This is a genomic window from Cystobacter fuscus (assembly GCF_044360685.1).
Lineage (GTDB): Bacteria > Myxococcota > Myxococcia > Myxococcales > Myxococcaceae > Cystobacter > Cystobacter fuscus_C.
In genome coordinates this window covers 1397402-1417141 of record NZ_CP043491.1, presented here as the reverse complement: position 1 = coordinate 1417141, position 19740 = coordinate 1397402, and the positions used below count along the sequence as shown (strand labels likewise).

General features: G+C 70.4%; 13 protein-coding genes. 7 read left to right on the top strand and 6 right to left on the bottom strand.

Annotated features, from left to right (window positions below):
* Window positions 1-20: 20 nt before the first annotated feature.
* Complete coding sequence (locus tag F0U63_RS05950; protein WP_395844589.1) at window positions 21-4103, top strand: serine/threonine-protein kinase PknK; 4083 nt, start codon at window positions 21-23, stop codon at window positions 4101-4103.
* A 66-nt stretch (window positions 4104-4169) separates the two neighbouring features.
* Window positions 4170-5792 carry a hypothetical protein gene (locus F0U63_RS05945; protein ID WP_395844587.1) on the top strand — a complete coding sequence of 541 codons (1623 nt, stop codon included), beginning with the start codon at window positions 4170-4172 and terminating at the stop codon, window positions 5790-5792.
* Here F0U63_RS05945 and F0U63_RS05940 read toward each other — a convergent pair.
* Both F0U63_RS05940 and F0U63_RS05935 read right to left on the bottom strand, forming a co-directional pair.
* The gene (locus F0U63_RS05940) at window positions 5773-7584 is read right to left on the bottom strand and encodes an OPT/YSL family transporter (RefSeq protein ID WP_395844585.1); all 1812 of its coding nucleotides are present in this window, start codon (window positions 7582-7584) and stop codon (window positions 5773-5775) included. The two genes, F0U63_RS05945 and F0U63_RS05940, sit on opposite strands and share 20 nt — an antisense overlap.
* Window positions 7581-9896, bottom strand: coding sequence for an ATP-binding protein (locus F0U63_RS05935; RefSeq protein WP_395844583.1), 2316 nt, complete (start codon window positions 9894-9896; stop codon window positions 7581-7583). The genes F0U63_RS05940 and F0U63_RS05935 overlap by 4 nt, the downstream gene beginning before the upstream one ends.
* 208 nt (window positions 9897-10104) lie before the next feature.
* Here F0U63_RS05935 and F0U63_RS05930 point away from each other — a divergent pair, with 208 nt between their 5' ends.
* Both F0U63_RS05930 and F0U63_RS05925 read left to right on the top strand, forming a co-directional pair.
* Complete coding sequence (locus tag F0U63_RS05930; protein WP_395844581.1) at window positions 10105-11478, top strand: protein kinase; 1374 nt, start codon at window positions 10105-10107, stop codon at window positions 11476-11478.
* A 335-nt stretch (window positions 11479-11813) separates the two neighbouring features.
* The gene (locus F0U63_RS05925) at window positions 11814-12758 is read left to right on the top strand and encodes a hypothetical protein (protein WP_395844579.1); all 945 of its coding nucleotides are present in this window, start codon (window positions 11814-11816) and stop codon (window positions 12756-12758) included.
* A 7-nt stretch (window positions 12759-12765) separates the two neighbouring features.
* Here F0U63_RS05925 and F0U63_RS05920 read toward each other — a convergent pair whose 3' ends face one another.
* Both F0U63_RS05920 and F0U63_RS05915 read right to left on the bottom strand, forming a co-directional pair.
* Complete coding sequence (locus F0U63_RS05920; RefSeq protein WP_395844577.1) at window positions 12766-13518, bottom strand: YqjF family protein; 753 nt, start codon at window positions 13516-13518, stop codon at window positions 12766-12768.
* Window positions 13519-13528: 10 nt separating this feature from the next.
* The gene (locus F0U63_RS05915; protein WP_395844575.1) at window positions 13529-13957 is read right to left on the bottom strand and encodes a hypothetical protein; all 429 of its coding nucleotides are present in this window, start codon (window positions 13955-13957) and stop codon (window positions 13529-13531) included.
* 206 nt (window positions 13958-14163) lie between these two features.
* Here F0U63_RS05915 and F0U63_RS05910 point away from each other — a divergent pair, with 206 nt between their 5' ends.
* Window positions 14164-15690 carry a peptide MFS transporter gene (locus F0U63_RS05910; RefSeq protein WP_395844573.1) on the top strand — a complete coding sequence of 509 codons (1527 nt, stop codon included), beginning with the start codon at window positions 14164-14166 and terminating at the stop codon, window positions 15688-15690.
* 13 nt (window positions 15691-15703) lie between these two features.
* Here F0U63_RS05910 and F0U63_RS05905 read toward each other — a convergent pair whose 3' ends face one another.
* On the bottom strand, window positions 15704-16105 hold the full coding sequence (locus tag F0U63_RS05905) for a hypothetical protein (RefSeq protein WP_395844571.1): 402 nt from the start codon (window positions 16103-16105) through the stop codon (window positions 15704-15706).
* Between the two features lie 594 nt (window positions 16106-16699).
* Between F0U63_RS05905 and F0U63_RS05900 the strand changes: the two genes are divergently transcribed.
* Both F0U63_RS05900 and F0U63_RS05895 read left to right on the top strand, forming a co-directional pair.
* Window positions 16700-17326: a DUF4265 domain-containing protein gene (locus F0U63_RS05900; protein ID WP_395848322.1), complete on the top strand. Its 627-nt coding sequence runs from the start codon at window positions 16700-16702 to the stop codon at window positions 17324-17326.
* A 533-nt stretch (window positions 17327-17859) separates the two neighbouring features.
* A complete protein-coding gene (locus F0U63_RS05895) occupies window positions 17860-18270 on the top strand; it encodes an ester cyclase (protein ID WP_395844569.1) in 411 nt (136 codons plus the stop codon).
* Between the two features lie 51 nt (window positions 18271-18321).
* On the opposite strand, the gene F0U63_RS05890 is transcribed toward F0U63_RS05895, so the two are convergent.
* Window positions 18322-19662, bottom strand: coding sequence for an amidohydrolase family protein (locus F0U63_RS05890; protein WP_395844567.1), 1341 nt, complete (start codon window positions 19660-19662; stop codon window positions 18322-18324).
* Window positions 19663-19740: the final 78 nt, after the last annotated feature.

The window sequence follows — 19740 nt, the reverse complement described above, 5'->3', positions numbered from 1 at the left end:
ATGTACCGGGGCAGGAGAGGATGTCCACCGTCCGGGGTCATTTGGAGGAGGATCGCCCAGAGGGTGGTAGACTGCCGGCCGTGCCGCGGTGCGTGACATGCGGACAGCGTTGGGAGGGGGCCCACGCGCATTGTCCCCGAGGAGCTACCCCGACCGACTCACCCCGCGGGGGGGACGGCCGGGCGGTGCCATGGCGTCATATCGTCGGCTATATCCTGGACGAGGAGGTCGCTCGCGGAGGGTTCGGCTCGGTCTACTCCGCCCGTCGCGAGTCCGATGGCGAGCACGTGGCCATCAAGATCGCCCACCCCGAGATTTCCCTCGCGCGCGCGCAGCTCGAGCGCGAGGCCCAGGTGATGCGCGCCATCGGCCCGCCCACCGTGCCCGCCGTGTACCACACGGGGGTGCTGCCCGATGGGGCCGCCTACCTCATCATGCAGTTCATCCCCTGGCCCACCCTCGCCCAGCGCATGGCGCGGCTGGCGGGCCCCATGCCCCTGCCCGAGTTCACCTCCCGCGCGCGCTCGCTGCTCGACGCGCTCGCGGTAGTGCATGAGCGGGGCGTGCTGCACGGGGATCTCAAGCCCGAGAACATCTTCCTCGACGACACGGCGCACACCGCGGGCTTCTTCGACTTCGGCCTCGCGCGGCCCGTGGGCGACCTCGTCGTCACCGCCTCCGCGGACGACGCCACGCCGCCCCTGGGGCTGTCCTTCGTCGGCACCGCCGAATACATGTCCCCCGAGCAGTGCGTGGGTCCCCACGGCCTCGACGCCCGCTCGGACCTCTATTCGCTCGGCGTGCTCTTCTACGAGATGCTCACCGGAAGGCCGCCCTTCTTCGGCACCTCGGTGGACGTCATCCAGGCGCACCTGTCGCGCCGGCCCCTGCGGCCCTCGGAGCTGGCGCCCGTCCCCGCGCCACTCGAGCAGCTCGTGCTGCGCTGCCTCGCCAAGGAGCGCAAGTTCCGCCCCGACTCCGTGGCTGGGCTGCGGCGTGAACTCCAGGAGGCCCTGACCCAGGCCGAGAAGCCTCCCAGTCCCGTGCAACTCCCCGTGCCCGCGGTGGACAGGCCCGCCGCCTCACCGCCCGCGGGCGTGCGGCGCTCGGTGGCGGTGCTCTTCTTCCGCTCGGGCGCCAACCCCGTCACCGTGCAGAGGGCACTGGCCAGCTGCGGCGGGCAGATGGCCTTCCATGATGGCACGCGCTTCGCGGGCGCGTTCGATCCGGACGCGGGCGAGAACCCCGTGCAGCGCGCCCGCCAGGCCGCCGAGGGGCTCGCCTTGCAGAACCTCGCCCCCGCCGCGCTCGTGGACGTGGCCACGGTGACGGTGCAGCGCCGCGCCGGAGGCCCCGCGCGCTACCTGAGCCCCATCTTCGCGCGCCAGGACCGCTACCCGAGGGACCAGGACACCTCGGCGCTGCTGCTCACCGGCGCGGCGGTGGAGGCGCTGCCGGATCTGCGGTGCGAGCCCGTGCCGGAGCGCGAGGGCATCTTCCGCATCGCGTCCACCACCCCGGGGCCCGAGGACGTCACCATCCTCCAGCACGGCAGCGGGGTGCTGGTGGGCCGGGGCAGCGAGCTGGCCGAGCTGCTCGAGAGCGCGGGCCGGGCGCTGGTGGATGGAGCGCCCACGCTCGTCACGGTGCTGGGTGACCGCGGCCACGGCAAGACGCACCTGAGCGCCGCGCTCGCCCAGCAGCTCCACATGTCGCTGACCCATACGCGCATCGCCTCGTGGCGAGCCCGCGAGCCCGTGCAGGGAGACCCCGAGGGCACCCTGCGCATGCTGCTGCGCGGCGCGCTCTACGGCTTCCGCAACGAGCAGGAGCTGACGGGCTCGGAGACGGAGGGGCGCGCCACCTGCACGGAGCTGCTCGGTCCCGCGCTGGCCCAGGAGCTGTGGCCCGGAGTGGCCTCCACCCTGGGTTGGCTCGCGCCGGGCGCCGCCGGACTGCAGAACTGGGCCGCGGCCCCTGGCGCGCTGCGCACGCTGGCCATGCGCGCCACGGGCGAGCTGCTGGCCGCGCGCGCCCGCCGCCAGCGGCTGTGCCTCATCCTCGACGACGCGCAGTACGCCGAGGAGACGGCACTGGACGCGCTGGAGTACGCCGCGCTCGCCGAGTCGCGCCTGCCCCTGTGGATCTGCGTGTTCGCGCGGCCGGGCTTCGAGCGCATCCGCCCTTCGTGGGGCACGCGCGCCGCGCGCCGGCACGTGCTGCCCCTGGGGCCCCTGACGCCCCCGAGCGCCATGGAGCTGTGCCGCACGCTCCTGCGCCCGGTGGAGAACGTCCCCGCGGCCGCGCTGGAGCGGCTGACCGAGCGGGCCCAGCGCATCCCCCTGTTCCTCGTGGAGCTGGTGCGCGGCCTCAAGCGCCAGGGGCTCGTGCGCCAGCGCGCCAGTGGTGGCAGCTGGTTCCTGGCCACCGACGAGCTGGAGCGCATGCCGGAGATGCGGCTGGTGGACTGGCTGGCGGATCGCGAGCTGGGAGCGCTGCCCGCGGAGCTCGCGGCGCATGCGCGCCTGTGCGCCCTGCTCGGTCCGGACTTCACCGCCGCCGAGGCCGAGGGCGTGGTGTCCAAGCTGGAGGAGACGGACTTCCCGTTGGATCCCCGCCACGCCACGCGCCGGCTGGTGGACCTGGGCCTGCTCGTGTCCCACCGGCAGGAGGGGTTGAGCTTCCGCAACGAGCTGTTGCGCGTCACCGTGGAGCGCTCGCTGCCCGAGGCGGACCGCGAGCGCATCCACAGCGCCGCCTTCCGCTACTACCTGAGCTCGGCGGGCGCCGCCGAGCGTCAACGCCTGCCGCGTCTGGCCCTGCACGCCGCCGCGGCGGGCCTGCGCGACGAGGCGGCCGCGCTCTACATCGACCTGGCCGAGTCCGCGCGCGGCCGGCACGCCTACATCGAGGCCGAATCCACCTATACGCGCGCCCTGGAGCTGCTCGACAGCGGCGACCGGCGCCGGCGGCTCACCGTGCTGCGGGGCCGGGGACTCATGCGCTACCGCGTGGGGCGCTACGAGGACTCGCTGGCGGACTTCGCCGGGGCGCGGGAGCTGGCGCGGCACATCGGCGACTCCGCCGCCGAGGTGGACCTGATGCTGGAAGAGGCCATGGCCTACGACTGGATCAACGACTACGCGCGCTCGGAGGAGCGGGTGTACGCGGCCCAGCAGATGGCCGACGCCGGCAACCACCACTCGCCCCTGTTGCAGGTGCGGCTGCTGCTGGGCCAGGGGCGCGCGCAGTTCCGCAATGGCCGCTGGGAGGAGTGCTGCGCGCCGCTGCAGGAGGCGGCCGCGCGCGCCCGGGAGCTCGGAGACGCGGGCTACGAGTCACGGATCGTGGCGCAGCTGCTGCTCGGCGTCATCCTGCCCAACATCGGACGCATCGACGAGGCCGAGCAGCTCTTCGAGGAGGTCATCGCCGCGTGCACCGAGCGCGGGGACCGGCTGCACCTGGGCAGCGCCATCTGCAACCGCCGCAACCTGTGGGTGGCGCGCAACGACTTCCAGGGCGCGATGCAGGACCAGGAGCGCTTCATGCAACTGGGGCGCGAGCTGGGCATGGTGGGCTGGGAGTACTTCGCCGAGCACAACATGGGCGAGCTGCTCTACCAGGCGGGCAACACGCAGGAGGCGGCGCCCCACATCGCCCGCGCCATCGAGCTGGAGCGGCACCACCCGGAGATGGCTCCGCGGCCCTGGGCCCTGCTGCTGCAGGCGCGCTCGCTCGCGTATAACGGCCAGGACGCCCAGGCGCGCGAGCTGCTCATGGACATCCGCCGGACGCTGAAGCAGAGCGGCGCGGAGTTCACCCCCTCGGAGGAGGTCATCTTCTCCCTGGTGGAGCTGGCCACGCGCGACGCGAGCGCCGAGGAGTGGGACGCGCTGCTCGCGCGCTCCAATGAATTCTCGGTGGAGCAGGAGCCGCTGGAGGTGCTGGAGCTGCGGGGCCTGGACTGGCTGCGGCGGGGCGAGCGGGCACAGGCGCAGCTCATCCTGGAGGAAGCCCTGCGCCGCGCCGAGACGATGCCCAACGTGATGCGCGATCGTCTGCGGCGCAGCCTGGAGCGAGCCCAGCTCACTCCCGCGGCGTGAGCGCCCAGGCGGTGGGAGGGAAAAGGTCTGCCCGTGCCGAGCCCTGGCATAGAGTCGCGGACGTTCATGAACGGTCCTCCCTCCCCCGTCGCATCCTCCCCGCCGAACGGACGTGTCACCGGGCTCGTGGGCGTGCTCTGCGTGCTCGCGGTGCTGATGAGCACCTTCGCGCTCGTGCCCGACTACTGGTGGGAGCGGGGCTTTCCGCTCGATGACGCGTGGATCCACGCCGTGTACGCGCGCAGCGTGGCTCGGGGCGAGGGCCTCAGCTACAACCCCGGCGTGCCCGCCACCGGCGAGACCTCGCCCCTGTGGGCGATCGTCCTGTCGGTGGCCTACCTCGGGGAGCCGGGCGTGGAGCGCGCGGTGCTCCTCACCAAGCTGATCGGCTTCCTGCTGCACGCGCTCACGGCGGCGGGCTGCTACCTCATCTTCCGGGACGCGGGCCGCCGGTGGGCCGCGAGCGCGGCGCTGCTCGTGCTGGTGAGTCCGCACCTGGTGGCGGCGAGCCTCTCCGGCATGGAGGTGCCCCTGGCCACGCTCGTGGCGGTGGGCTGCGTGCTCGTGCTGCGCGGCCAGCGGCCGGGCCTCTACGCGCTGTGTGGCGCGGCCGGCCTGCTGGCCCGTCCCGAGGGAGGACTCTTCGTCTTCCTCCTGCCGCTCGTCGTGCGCCCCCAGCCCGGCCTCCGGCCGCTCGTGCGCCGGTGGGTGGAGGCGGGCGTGGGCGTGGCGATCGCGGGCGGCGCGTGGGCCGCGTGGAACCTCCAGGCCTCGGGCAGGCCCCTGCCCGGAACGTTCTACGCCAAGGTGACCACCACCTCGGGCGAGCCCATGTTCCTGTCGATGCTGCGCGCCGCGACGTTGGGACTGTGGAAGTTGCTGCCCGAGGTGGCCCTGCCCTGGCCCGTGCTCGTCCTGCTCGCCGTGCTCGCGCTCCGCGCCGTGGTGCTCCGCCGGCTCACCACGGACCCGGAGCGGCGGGCGGCCGGACTGCTCGCCGTGGGCCTCGTGTTCTTCACCGTCTCCATGGCCCTGTTGCGCCTGGCGATCGTCCAGATCTTCTACCTCCAGCGCTATGTCCTGCCCGCCCTGCCCTTCATCCTGGCGCCCCTGCCCATCCTCCTGGGGGCCTGGATGGAGTCACGGCTGGCCAGACAGGGTCCGCGCCTGCCCGTGCTCGTCGCGGTGGCGCTCCCCCTGGTGGTGGCCACGGGCCTCCTGCCGCGACTGGAGCGGTTGGAGAACGACGCGCACAACATCGACGACCAGCAGGTGCAAGAGGGCCTCTTCCTCGCACAGGCCGCACCCGAGGACGTGGCGTGGGTGCTCGACGCGGGGGCCTCGCGCTTCTTCGGGCGGGCCTTCGTCGTGGATCTCCTCGCGCTCAACTCGCCCCGCATGTTGGACGACGCCCAGGCGTTCCTCGCCGAACACCCCCCGCGCTACCTCGAGTGGACGAAGGGCTGGGCCGCCATCGTCTCCGACACGCCCTCGGGGCTGAGAAACGTGGGGACCTTCCAGCCCACCACGCCCTTCACCGTCACCCTCGTGCGGACGATGGCGACGCGGATGTTGTTCGAGTGCGCCCCCGGCAGCGGGGGCATCTACGCGCGCGCCAACTACCGCTGGCGCTACCAATGCGCGACGCCCGCTCCGTCATCGTCAGGGCTCACCCCGGAGGGGGAATGAGACCGGAGGCGATCAACACCGCGACGAGCACGCCCAGGAGCGTCTCGCCGAGGATGGCACCGGTGCCCATCGCCTGCACGGGCTGGAGCGCGGAGGGCCGCAGCCGGCCCACGGCGGAGACCAGCAGGGAGCCCAGGCAGATGGTCACCGCGTAGTAGGCCGGCACGAAGAGCCCGATGGCCATGGCCGCCGCCGAGGGCAGCACCCGGGCCCAGCGCTCGCGCGAGCCCGCCACCGACAACAGGCCGCCCACGACGAAGGCCCCGCCCATGGCCAGCGCGGAGCCGGGCGGCAGGCCCGCGAGCCCTTGGGAGGTGAGCTGCGCCACGGCCTTGAATTGCCTCGCGGTGGGCACGGGCAGCACGTTCGACTCGAGCCCATACACCGACACCAGCACGAAGTAGGTGGGAACGGCCACCGCCACCCCCCACAGCAGCCCCGACAACTGCGCGAGGAACTGGCGCGAGGCACTGGCGCCCAGCAGCCGGCCCGCCTGGAGCGACCACAGGCTCGCGCTGGTGTGCGACGCGGCCCCGGACACCACCGTTCCGGCCGCGATGTTGAGGCCCTCCCGCCCAGGCGCCACCACGCCGAAGCCCACCTGCGTGAGCTGGCCCACATGGCTGATGGGCGCGATGTCCGACTGTCCCGTCGCCCGGGCGCACACCGCGCACAGCGGGAAGGTCACCCCCAGCGCCAGCAGCAACTCGAGCGGGCCCAACCCGAAGGCCCAGGTGCCCGCCAGCAGGCACAGGAGGATGACGGGAAGCACCGCCCGCCCCACCCCACGGCCCACCGCGGACTCCCAGCCCTCGCGGTGCGCGCCGAGCGCCCGCACGTCCCCCACCATCGCCGGCAGCGCGCGCAATTGGGACAGCAGCGACGTGGCCGACGCCCCCACCATCAACCCCACGCCCGGCCACAACAGCCAGGACGACAGCTCGCCATACTCGGCCGCCGCCATCCCGGAGTGGACGAGCCAGGGCGCCACCCCGCCCCAGGCCAGCGCCGAGCCCAGCAGCAGGCTCAAGCCCGCATGGGGACCCGCGAGCACGCCAATGCCCAGCAGCATCGGCATCCACCCCACCCCCAGCATCAGGCTGTCCGCGCCCACCCCACCCAGCCGCACGCTCGCCGGCAGCAGCGACGCCCCGGGAATCACCCCGCGCGCGTCCCTCAGCCAGGTGAGCGCCGCGGAGACGACACCACTCACCCACAAGCCCCGTGCCCGCGCCGCGTAGGCCGAGCCCGTGGAGTGCAGCGTGGAGATGAGCTGCGAGGTGGCGACCCCGGTGGGAAATGGCAGCGCCTCCTCCTCCAACAGCCGCCGTCGCGACAGGTAGGCGAAGAGCACGCCCAGCGCGCCCAGCCCCACGCCCCACGCCGCCACCGCCCAACCGGGAGGTTGCGTGCCCAGCAGCGCCAGCGCGGGCACCGCGCCGATCAGCCCCGCGCTCGCGGGCGTCGCCCCCACCGAGACCGCGGTCGTCTGGGCGAGGTTCGTCTCCAGGGGCGACAGTGGAGCGCCGCGCCGGGAGAGCAACGACAGGCCCCCGAAGGCCAGCAGCGCCGACATCAGGCACCCGGACTCCCAGAAGCCCGTCTTCAGTCCCATGTAGACATTGGTGACGGCGAGCATCGCGCCAATGCCCGAGCCCACCAGCCACGCGCGCGGCGTCCACTCGACCGGCGCGGAGGGCTCCGGCGCAATGGTCTGGAACGGGGGCCGTGGCGAATCCAGGGACGGACGCGAGGCTTGCTCTCGCGCGAGGTCCGCCTGTCGCTCGCTCACCTCGCACCTTCCCGGAGCAGGGTCACCGGCGGACTCGCCGCGTCGTTGGACGCGGAGCCCTGCAACTGGGCGGAGCGGCCCACCAGGGCCCGGAGCTGGCGCAGATCCAACGGCTTGCTGAGCTTCGGGTTGGGCACCTCCTGCAGGAAGCTCAACGCGCGCGGGGTGAAGGCGCCGCCGGTCATGAAGACCACGCGCTGGGCCTGATCCGGCGCGCTGCGGTTGAGCTCGGCGTACAGGTCCATGCCCGTCATCCCCGGCATCATCACGTCACAGAGGATGAGATCGTAGCGATTGCCCTGCTCGAGCAGCTTGAGCGCGGCGCGCGCCCCGTTGACGGTGGCCACCTCGTGCTCGGGTGACAGCGAGCGCTGCAACGCCCGCGTCACGTACGGCTCGTCGTCCACCACGAGGATGCGCGCCCGGCCCACCGCGGCCAGGGGCTCCGGCTCCGAGCGCGCCTCCATGGGCGTGCCCGCGATCCCGAGGAACACGCGGAAGGAGCTGCCCTTGCCGGGCGTGCTGTCCACGCCGATGCGGCCCCCCATGGAGTCGATGATGCCGTGGCAGATGGACAGCCCCAGTCCCGTCCCCTCGCCCACGGGCTTGGTGGTGAAGAAGGGATCGAAGACGCGCGCGCGCACCTCGGGCGTCATGCCCACGCCCGTGTCGCGCACCTCCACCACCACCTCGCTCGCGCCATGGGAGCGGATGACGACGCGGATTTCATGCTCCTGCGCGTCCCCCTCGGGGATGGCATGCGCCGCGTTGAGCAGCAGGTTGAGGAACACCTGGCACAGGCGCGACTCGCTGCCCTGCACCGCCGGCACCGGCTCGAACTGCGTCACCAGCCGGGCGCGGTGCTTGATGACGTTGTCCGCCATCTTGCACGCCAGCTCCACCGCCTTGCTCGCGTCCACCGGCCCCAGCTTGTCCTCCTGCTGGCCCCGGGCGAACGTCTTCAAATCCCGCACGATGGAGGCGATGCGCTCGGCGCCCTCCACCGTCTCGCGCACCACCTGCTGCAGCGGCTCCACCTCGGAGCCCACCGCCGAGTGCTTGAAGCGCTCCAGGCGCTCGGACACCAGGTGCAGGTTGACGAGCATGTAGGCCAGCGGGTTGTTGATTTCATGCGCCACGCCCGCGCCCAGCGTGCCCACCGACGCGAGCCGGTCGGCCACCTGCAGGCGGCTCTGCAACAGCCGGCGCTCGGTGGTGTCGCGGTGCACGAGGATGTGCGCGATGGTCCGCCCCTCCGCGTCGCGCAGCGGCGCCACCACGGACTCGCACGAGCACTGCGTACCGTCGGGCCGCTGGAAGTCCAGCTCCCCCGTCCACCGCCCCTGGGCCTCCAGCGCCGCGAGCACCTCGCCCGTGCGCTTGTCCTCCTGTCCCGGATGCAGCAGCGCCGAGAGCGTCTGCCCGAGCGCCTCGGCCTTGCCCCGGCCGAACATCTTCTCCGCGCTCGCGTTCCAGTCGATGATGCGCCCGCCCCGGTCCGTGATGACCACGCCCTCGCACAGGCTCTCGAAGATGAGCGCCTGACGGCGCAGCTCCTGCTCGGCCAGCTTGCGCTCGGTGATGTCCATCACCGTGCCGGTGATGCGCACGGGCGCGCCCGTCTCGTCGCACAACACGTCGCCCTTGCACGACAACCACCGGCCGCGCGCCCCCGTCACCTCGATGCGGTACTCCACGTCCAGGTGCGCGCGCTGGGCGAGCGCCGTGGCGAGCGCCTCGCGCACCCGCTTCAAGTCCCCCGGCTGCACCACCTCGCCCAGGTCCGTGGGCCTGCCCGACAGCGAACCGACCGGCAGACTCAGGAGCCTGTCCACCTGCTCGCTCCACGTCACCGCGCCCGTCACCGCGTTCCAATCCCAGATGCCCACGCGCGCCGCGCTCAGCGCCTGGCGCAGCTGCTCCTCGCCCTGCTCCACCAGCTCGCGCATGGAGAAGCGCAGCACCGTCACGGTGCCAATCTGCACCCGGTCCCCCTCGTGCAGCTCGGCGGACGCGATGCGCACGCCATTGAGGTAGGTGCCGTTGGTGGAGCCGAGGTCCGCCAGGTGGAAGCCGCCCTCGGGCGTGCGGGTGATGCGCGCGTGCCGGCGCGACACCCCATGGTCATTGATTTGAAAACCCGCGTCCGCGCCCCGGCCGAGCACGTGCTCGCCAGCCTCGATGCGGAAGACCTTGCCGATGGCCGCCGGGGTGGTGGTGCTGGTGAGGATGAGGCATGCGCTCTCCGCGGCGGCGAGTGGCTTCGCCGGCCCTCCGCACATCGTGAGGTCGTCCACCATCTTCATGAGCATGCGCCTTACCAGGATCAGGGTTCATCCACCGGAGGGGGCAGTATCCAGCAGACTCGGGTCCGGTCACATCACCCCCACCCGGACGCGGGACACCTCATCCATCAGCCACAGGACAGCCCGCCATCGCAGGTTAGCTCAACTGCCCTCCGCTCGACAGTGGGGGGGGACCCCCCCTGTGAGAACACTCCATCCGAAGTGCTAATCTTGAATGATGGCGGACCTGGATAGCACCTTCCACATCCTTCCCCACAAAGAGCATACACCGTCTCGGGAGGTACCAGCCCGAGTACAGGTCTCACCTGGAGTGCTCGCGGGGGAATACGTTCTCAAGGCGGTCCTGGCTTCCGGGGGGCACGGAGCCGTGTACGAAGCGGAACACCGCATCCTCGGCCGGCGCGCCGCGGTGAAGGTGTTGCATCCGCACCTGACGGATCAGGGCGAGATGTTGCAACGCTTCGTGCGCGAGGCGCGCGTCGTCAATCAGATCCGCCACCCGCATATCGTCGACGTGTACGACTTCGGCATGCTGCCGGATGGCAGTCCTTATTATGTCATGGAGCTCTTGCCGGGCCGCACGCTCAGCCAGCTCCTGCACGAGCGGGGACGTCTGTCGCCGGAGCGGGCACTCGCCTTCCTGGAGCCGGTGTGCGAGGCGTTGGAGGCGGCCCACCGCGCGGGCGTGGTGCATCGGGATCTCAAGGCGAGCAACGTGGCCGTGGTGTCCGAGGGCGAGCCCCCGGTGGTGAAGCTGCTCGACTTCGGCATCGCCAAGTTCATCCACCCCGAGCCGGGCCAGGAGGGGCTGACGATCGCCGGCCAGCGCCTGGGCACCTCGCAGGCCATGGCGCCCGAGCAGTTCCGCAGCGGCAACATCGGCCCCACCACGGACGTGTACGCGCTGGGCGTGCTGCTCTACCAGATGCTCACCGGCCACTACCCCTTCCAGTCCGATGACCGGCTGGAGGTGGAGCGCATGCACCTGGAGGCGCCCCCGCCGCGGCCAAGCACCGAGGCGCCCGTGCCGCCCGCGGTGGACGCGGTGGTGTTGCGCTGCCTGGAGAAGGAGGCCGAGCACCGCTACCCGGACGTGGACTCCTTCCGCACCGCGCTGCGCGAGGCGGTGTTGCCCGCGTCCACCACCCGGCTCACCGCCATCAGCCGCAGCGTGCGCGCCTTCGCCCTGCATGCCGAGGTGGTGCTCGAGGAGGGCGCCGAGGACGACGCCGCCTACACCACCGTCTCCGAGGTGCTCGACGGGCTCGAGCAGGATCTGCGCGCCGCGGGCTTCGTGCTCGCCGTGCAGACCGGCATGGCGCTGCTGGGGGTGCGTCCGCTCGACGAGCCGCCGCGCACGGGCGCGCGCGAGTTGCTGGAGACGGCGCACCAGCTCCACGAGCGGGCCCAGGCCCGTGCCCGAGGCACCCCCGTGAGCGTGCGCGCCTGCGTCCACGTGGGCCAGGTGGATGCCCGGCGCGGCCCCGAGGGCATCGACATCACCGGCGGTCCCCTGGCGGACATCGCCGGCTGGGTGGTGCGCGACACGAACGGGTTGGGCATCACCCCCGCGGCCGCGCGCGCCTGACGTCCCCCGCTTCCCTTCCCCTGCCTGCCGCGCGTGCGTTGAACACCGGGGTGTGGCCCTCGTGGGCCCCCCGTGTGTCCGCCCGCGCCTCGTCCCCGGTACGAGCCGCGACCCAGCGAAAATGACACTTCCACACCTTTCGGACCTGCCCCGGGGTCCAGGTGTTTTCATCTAAACTGTAAATAACCGGTTACATGAAGTTTCCCTTCTACACAGCTTTATCTTTTGTCACAGTAAAGGCGTGGAGAACGGGTTGTCGGGGTTTTTCCGAGAGTTCCCACAAGGAGGAGTTGCTTCACCGAACATCAACATCCGTTTTGGGGGGGAGGAAGTCCATGCTGATGAAGACCTTCGAGTCTCGGAGCAGTGATGGAAGCAATGGCCCTGCGGGATGGCGGTGGTGGGCGAGCATCCTGTTGGTATTCACCATCGGGTGTGGACCCGGAGAAGAAACGTTCTCGGAAACGGAGACATCCGAGGAAGCGCAACAGCTGCTCCTGCTGAACAACGGACTGAGCCTCAACGGACTGAGCCTCAACGGCCTGAGCCTCAACGGCCTGAGCACCAACGGCCTGAGCCTCAATGGCCTCTCCACCACGAGCTTCCACAACTGGTTCCAGGTGAACGCGGCGCTGCGCGCCGAGGTGATGAAGTACCTGGTGGAGTGCGCGGTGCCGGTGGGCATGACGCGTACCTACACGGCCCCCAGCACCGGGACGACCTACACGTGGAACGGCGTGTTGGGACTGGCCCCTGGCTGGAGCAGCGGGCTGGCGGCCTCGACGGTGGAGCTCCAGGTGGTGTCCGCGTGCATGGCGGCGCATGCCAACAAGTACGGCCTGCACGTCTCCGTCTCCCTGCGGGGCCTGGACGGAGCCAACAATGTGATCGCCACCACCTCGCAGGAGGTCACCAGCCACACGCTGCGCGAGGCGTGCTTCTTCGGCAACCTCTTCGATGGGAGCACGGGCGTGTTCGGCGGCAATGACGGCCTGTCGCTCTCGGCCCAGCAGAGCAGCCCCCGCGTGTGCGGCCTGCCGGGCGCGACCTCCACCACGTCGCAGTGCTCGCCCCTGGTGTACGTGGGCAGCTGCTCGCTGTACTGCACCCGCGACAGCAGCAATACCTACTACACCTCCTGCGTCTACAACGGCGTCACCTACCGGCCCGTCACCACCCGGATGAAGCCGTCGGACATCGCCACCTGCGGCAACGGCGTGTGCGAGCAGACGGAAAAGAGCGGCCTGCCCGCCTACTGCTCCGCCGACTGCGGCAGCTGAGCACGCGTCAGCGCACCACGCGCCGCAAGCGGAACACGTCCACGTCCACGCCCTCGGAGAAGTGGGCCAGGGGCGCCTCGGACGGGCGGGACAGGCCCGCGGCCGCCAGCAGCGTTTCCTCCAGTCCCTCCACGTCCGCGCCCCGCACCTCGTAGGGCGCGTGGTGCACCTGCCCGCGGTAGAGCTCGCCGCGAGCCTGGGAGTAGAGGAAGTAGCGCTCGACGAGGAAGTGCTGGAGCGTGCCCGGCGTGGACGTGGACGCGCTCCCCTTCGGCCTGCACCGCACCGCGCAGGTGGCGGGCGTGGGCGGAGGCCAGCGGCGCTCGGAGCGGTAGGCGTAGGAGGAGCCCCCGGGCGCCGCCGTCAGCTCCATGCCCGCATAATGGTAGGGCAGCTTGAACCACGCCCGGGCCAGCCGCACCGCGATGGCGTTGGCGGCCTCGAGGCTGAAGAACCAGACGCCCGGGTCGCGCCCCTGGAAGTGCACGTAGGTGCGCACGTTCGTCTCGTGGAAGTCCGACAGGAAGCCCACCGCGGGCAGGCCCCGGGGCCGCACCCCGCGCATGGTGAAGGGCACGAGCCCCACGAAGGCCCGGCCCTCGAAGGTGTCGAGCGTGAGGCCCTCGGGCAGCAGCGGCGCCACCTCTTCCACCGGCAGCGACCAGTGCAGGAAGAGCAGGTGGCGCCAGCTCTGGTACATCACCGGCCGCTCCTCCGGGCGGCGCGTGGGCGAGAGGCGATCGATGTCCGGCGAAGACATGGCCCGCACCTCAACCCCCCTGCGCGCGGGGCGGGGGCGGCAGGTCCGGGTCGATGCCGTGGGCGAGCCAGTCCACCGCCTTGCGCTCCCACTGCGGCTCCTTCAACGCATCCAGGTAGCGCTCATAGGAGTAGACGCCCGTGGACTTGGCGATGCGGAGGATCTGGATCAACGCCACGGTGCTGTCCAACACCACCACCGAGCGCTGCATGCCATGGGCACGCAACCACACCATCGCCTCGCGGATGACCTCCTGGCTCTCGGGGGGATTGGACTTCTGGGTGCGTGAATCCACCAGCAACCCGAAAGGCCGCCCCTCGAGGCGAAGCACCCGGGCCTTCAAATCCTCGAACCACAGACGCGCCTCCGAGGGAATGATGTACCCGGGGGCGGTCGAGCGGAAACCATAGTCCGTGGCCACGTTCTGGGGGACGGTCATCTCCGTGTCTCGTCTCGTCGAAGGGGACCACGCACCAGGTTCTCCGGCCCGTGGGCGGGACGACTCTAGCGTGAACGCTCGCGCCTCCGAAGATTCGTGGGCCCCTCCGCCCGAATGCGAGTGCATCCAATGGCCCTGAAAAAGTCCAAGCGATAGAGTCGGGGGTCGGCTGGACACACGCCAGCCGTTCCCCCCTGGAGTTCGGAATGACGATGACCCCGGCCCCCTCACTTTCTGGAGAACCCGCGGCCCCAGCGCTCGCGGCCCGGGGCTTCTTCGGCCATCCGCGGGGACTGGCCACGCTGTTCTTCACGGAGATGTGGGAGCGCTTCAGCTTCTACGGCATGAAGGCGCTGCTCATCCTCTTCATGACGGAGACGGCGGCGCGCGGAGGACTGGGCTTCGACACGGCGAAGGCGAGCGCCATCTATGGCCTGTATGGCTCGGCGGTGTACCTCACGGCGCTGCCGGGAGGCTGGCTCGCGGACCGGTTCATCGGCCAGCGCAGGGCGGTGCTCGTGGGCGGCATCATCATCGCGCTCGGGCACTTCAGCATGGCGATGACCGGGGTGGCGTTCTTCTACCTGGGGCTCGTGCTCATCGTGACGGGCACGGGGCTGCTCAAGCCCAACATCAGCGCCATGGTGGGCGGGCTCTACCCCGAGGGCGGGGCGCGGCGCGACGCGGGCTTCTCCATCTTCTACATGGGCATCAACATCGGCGTCTCCGTGGCGCCCATCGTGGTGGGCCTGCTGGGCGAGCGCGTGAGCTGGCACGCGGGCTTTGGCGTCGCGGGCGTCGGCATGGTGCTCGGGCTCATCCAGTACGTGGCGGGCGGCAGGCACCTGGGCGACGTGGGACTGAGCCCGCGCGAGCGCGCGGAGCCGTCCGCCGAGGCGCCGCGCAAGGGCTCACGCGGCCTGGTGCTCGGAGTGGGAGCGGTGCTGGTGGTGCTCCTGGGCGTGTTGCAGGCACTGGGCGTCGTGGACATGACGAACGCGGTGGGCCTGGGCGACGCGGCGGGCTTCGTCATCGTGGCGCTCGCGCTCGCCTTCTTCGGGTACATGTTCGCCGCGGGGGGGCTCGACGCCGCGGACAAGCGCCGCCTGGCCGTCATCGGCGTCTTCTTCCTGAGCTCCGCCATCTTCTGGGCCGGCTTCGAGCAGGCGGGCTCCTCGCTCAACCTCTTCGCCCGGGAGCTCACGGACCGGGACGTGTTCGGCTGGAACATGCCCGCGAGCCTCCTGCAGTCCATCAACGGGGTGTTCATCATCACCCTGGCGCCGGTGTTCGCCTGGCTGTGGGTGTGGCTCAACCGGCGGGGCCGCGAGCCCTCCAGTCCCGCCAAGTTCTCCCTGGGATTGGTGATGCTGGGGGCCGGCTTCCTGGTGATGGTGGGCGCGTCGCTCGCGGCCGCGGGTGGCCACCGGGTGAGCCCCATGTGGCTGGTGCTCACCTACCTGCTGCACACCTTCGGCGAGCTGAGCCTGAGCCCCGTGGGACTGAGCACGGTGACGAAGCTCGCGCCGCCGCGCACGGTGGGCATGATGATGGGCGTGTGGTTCATGTCCATGTCGCTCGGCAACCTCATCGCCGGGCGCGTGGCGGGACAGTTCGAGGCCATGCCCCTGCCGCAGCTCTTCGGCGCGGTGGCCGCCGTCGCCATCGCCGCGGGCGTCCTGCTCGCCCTCTTCGTCAAACCCTTGCGGCGGATGATGGGCGGGGTGAACTGAAAGGCATACCCGGCTACGGAGCGGCCGGGTGCGCCTTCTCCGGAAGCTGGTAGTCGGCGAGCCAGCCCTTGGGCGATTTCACGAACACGAGGGAGTGGACGGACGGCTCACCACGGGCGGGGTTCTCCTCGGCCCATTGTTCGAGCGCCTCGAGCCGGTCGATCGCCTCACGAGACTTGAGCATCACCTCGGAATTGAGCAGGTTGCTCGGAAGAGCGTCCCAAGGGGGAGAGGACCGGCGGAGGGAGACCACCGCCGTGTCCCCGGAAACGCGTACGTCCGTGGCCTCGCAGGAGACGAAGTGGGCCAGGTCCTCGTGAAGGTCCCGGCGATCCAGCTCGGTGAACGGCGCCAGGTAGGGCTGCCTCTGAAGGAAGAGAAGGTCCTCCCGCCGGATGAGCAGGGAGGGATCCACCAGGGTGGGAAGCCGCGAGGTCGCGGGGAAATCGAGCAGTTGATGCGTACAGAGGCATGTACAGCGTCGCCAGTACCATGGCCTCATCTTCCGAAATGGTTTCGGAGACACGGCAGCGGGCGACGGTCCCTCGCGTCGTGATGAAACATTGGACACGCATCAGGGCCGGGGTGGAATCCTCAGGCCGGCTCGCCTCGCGCCCAGCCGTGCACCCCGCCAGAATGAGCTGCGCCCCCAACAACAATGAACGACCCGTCCTCGCCAGACATGAAGCTCTCGACATGGCGAAGCAGGGTACTCCACAAGCCCGGGGGCACCTACGGCGCCCTGATGCTGGCGATGGGCCCCGACCTCCGTCCTGTGGGAGGAGGAATGGCCTCCTGCAAGCTCAGCGCAGGGCACAACCGCGCGATGCCCGGTGTGCAAGCGTCGGTCGAAGGAGTGCTCGCGCCCCGCCGCACCCAGGAAACCACGGTGGCAAGATTCTTCCGAACACCTCTTCTTTGAAGGTCACCATGTTCACGCCTCATGGCCGCGCCCTGAACGCTCCCTTGTTATTCGTCGCCGCGGTCCTGGCGCTGGCCGTGCCCTTCTCTGTCCAGGCAACAAGTACCCGCCTCCATCCGGAGCCGACCTCGTCGCTCGAGGCCCCACTTACATTCGTGGCGGTCGAAGAACAGTCGGAACACAGGAGTTCTTGGAGCCAGCTCAATTCCAGGACGAGCGAGTCCATTTTCGTGGCCGGCAAGACCACGAGGGGGGAGTTCCGGGGGGGCCCGCTCAGGGAAAGCCTTCACTCCCGCAGGGAAGAGGGAGATTGATGCGGCGAACGCCGCGAAGAACAACGGCAGCAACAAGTGCGAGAACTGCGGGGAGGATGGATACGAAATCGATAACATCCCGTTCTACGCCAAGGAGGTCGCGCTCGGGGACGTGGTCGCGGCCCAACCAGACGCCAGTGGAGTCCTCTGGTATTCCGAGCTGGTGCGTCCCAGCGGACACAGCACCCTTCAGCTCTGGTTCTCGCGCCAGGAGGATGTCGAGTCCGTTCGCGAGGCCCTCCGCCAACGGGGATGTGCCTCGGAGCTCAGCGACCTGCCCCGCCTGGTGGCGGTGGATGTTCCCCCCCACGTGCCCTACGCGAACATCAAAGCATTACTCGAGCAGGGAGAGCAGGCGGGGCAGTTCGAATACCAAGAGGCGTGTCTCGGCTTCAATTAGAGACGTGACACAAGAAGGCAAGGGAGTCGATGTCCGCGTCCCTCATGGCGTACACGTCCGGCGAGGTTGAAGCGCGGATCATGGTGCGGCCGCCAGGTGCTGGCGCCCGGGCTGCCAGCACCCAGGTCCGAGCCATACCCCGGATAGAACAGCACCGTCGTGCGCAAGAGGGTGTTCGCCGGCTTCTCCGCCGTCTCCACCATGGCGGCCTGCGCGCCCTGGGAACAACCCAGCAGACCCATCCGCGGCGGGTCGATGCGGCTGCCCGCCGCCAGTCAGGCCCTTGCCCAAGCACTGCTCCTGCCACAGGGCGCTGTCCGAGTCAGCAAGACACGCCGTGCGTCCAGTGCATACGCGTGACCCACGCTCATCCACTGCGGTTGAATAATTCACTCAACACCATCAGGGTAATCAGCCCCCCCACACCCGGCCCCCGCTGTCTGATCAATCGCAGACGCCCGTGAGGGTGGAGGTTGTCTTTATGGCGGCACCCGTTATCATCCCGCTCCCCGATTACCCCGGAAGGTTCCACCATGGACGCCACGAAGACCCGCCAGTTCTACGAGGAGTGCCTGACCGCTCTCTACATCCAGCGCGACACGGGACGCATGGCAGAGTTCTACGCGGAGGACATCGTCAGCCACCCCTCTTTTCCGGGGCAGACCCCCGGCCTCAAGGGCGTCGAGATGACGGCCCGTTACTTCCTGGACACCTTCGCCGACATCAGCTTCCGCATCGAGTCCTTCAGCCAGGAGGGGGAGACGTTCTCGTGCCACCTGGTCACGACGGGCACGCACGTCGGCAACTTCATGGGCATTCCGGCCACGGGCCGCAAAGCGGAGATCGTGGACAAGCTGCGCTGCCGGATCAAGGACGGCAAGATCGCCGAGCAGTGGAGCAACGTGGACACCGAGTCGCTGCAGCGCCAGCTGGGCGCGGCCTAGCAGGACGCTGAAGCCGGCCCCCTCCCGGAGGGGGCCCGTGTCCGCCCAGGCTCACTGCTTGAAGGACTCGGCCACCTTGTCGCGCATGCGCTGCAGTTGCTCGCGCGTCAGCCACTGGCCACGCACCATCACCCCGAGCGCCTGCCCCGCCTGCCCGACATCCTCCAGGGGATTGCCCGGCAGGAGCAGCAGATCCGCGTGCTGGCCCACCGCCACCGTGCCGAAGCGCGCCGCCGGCTCCACGTGCTCCTCGATGAAGGCCGCGGGGTTGCGCGTGCTCGTCGCCAGGGCCTCGTAGGGAGACAGGCCCGCCTGCACCAGCTCCGCCAGCTCCAGGTGCACCGTCTTGCCAGGAAAGAGCCCGGCGTCCGACGCGTTCGTGCCCAGCACCAGCCGCACGCCGGCCCGCTGCAGCGACAGGGTGAGGTGCCGCACGTAGGGGTACGCCGCCCGCTGCCGCTCGGAGAACTGCCGCACGTCCACCCGGCGCGTCGGGTTGGAGTAGCGCCAGTCACTCATCACCTTCGGGGACAGGTAGCGCGCCTCGGGGTCCGAGAAGACGCCCTCCAGGTCCTCCATCATCCGCAGCGAGGTGTGGACGTGCGACAGGTCCGGCACCACCGTCGTCCCGGCCGCCTTGGTGCCGAGCGCGAAGCCGGCAATGCGTGACTCGTCGCGCGAGCCGGCGAGGAAGTACTCGATGCCGTGGGAGATGAAGGCCTGGCGCGCGCGCAGCACCGCGTCCACGCCCACCGTGCGCGGCACATGCCCCATCACCGGCAGCTTCTGCTCGCGCGCCGTGGCCACCAGTTGCTCGTACACCCCCGGCGCGACGTTGTCGTAGACCTTGATGGCGTCGTAGCCCGCGCGCTTCTGGCGCACCACCGCCTGGCGCGCCTGCTCCGGCGAGTTCACCGACACCACGATCCCCCCCTCGGGGCCTCCATCCATGAGCGGACTGCTCGTGTAGAGCCGGGGGCCGAGCACCTCGCGCCTGGCGATCTGCTCGCGCAGCTTCAGGTGGCGCGGGGTGCCGTTGAGCTCGAAGACGGTGGTGACGCCGTGGGCCAGGTACGACAGGAGCTGCTCGTCCGAGTGCAGGTGGATGTGGAAGTCCGACAGGCCGGGCATCAGGTAGCGGCCCTTCGCCTCGATGCGCCGGGCGCCCGCCGGCACGGTGATGGCCGAGGCGGGACCCATCGCCGAGATGAGCCCATCGCGGACGACGACCGTCTGCTCCGGCAGCACGCGCTCGGAATCCATGGGGACGACGTTCACCCCGATGAAGGCCACCGCCTCGTCCGACCCGGCGGGCCCGGACCCGGAGCCGTGCACGCACCCCGGCAGTGGCAACGCGATGGAGAGCAACAGGAAGCAGACACCCAGGAGCATCCCGGCGCTCGGGGTCTTCAGGACAGGTCTTTTCACGAGTGGCATGGCCGGCGCGGAGTATAGAGGAGCGCGCTCACG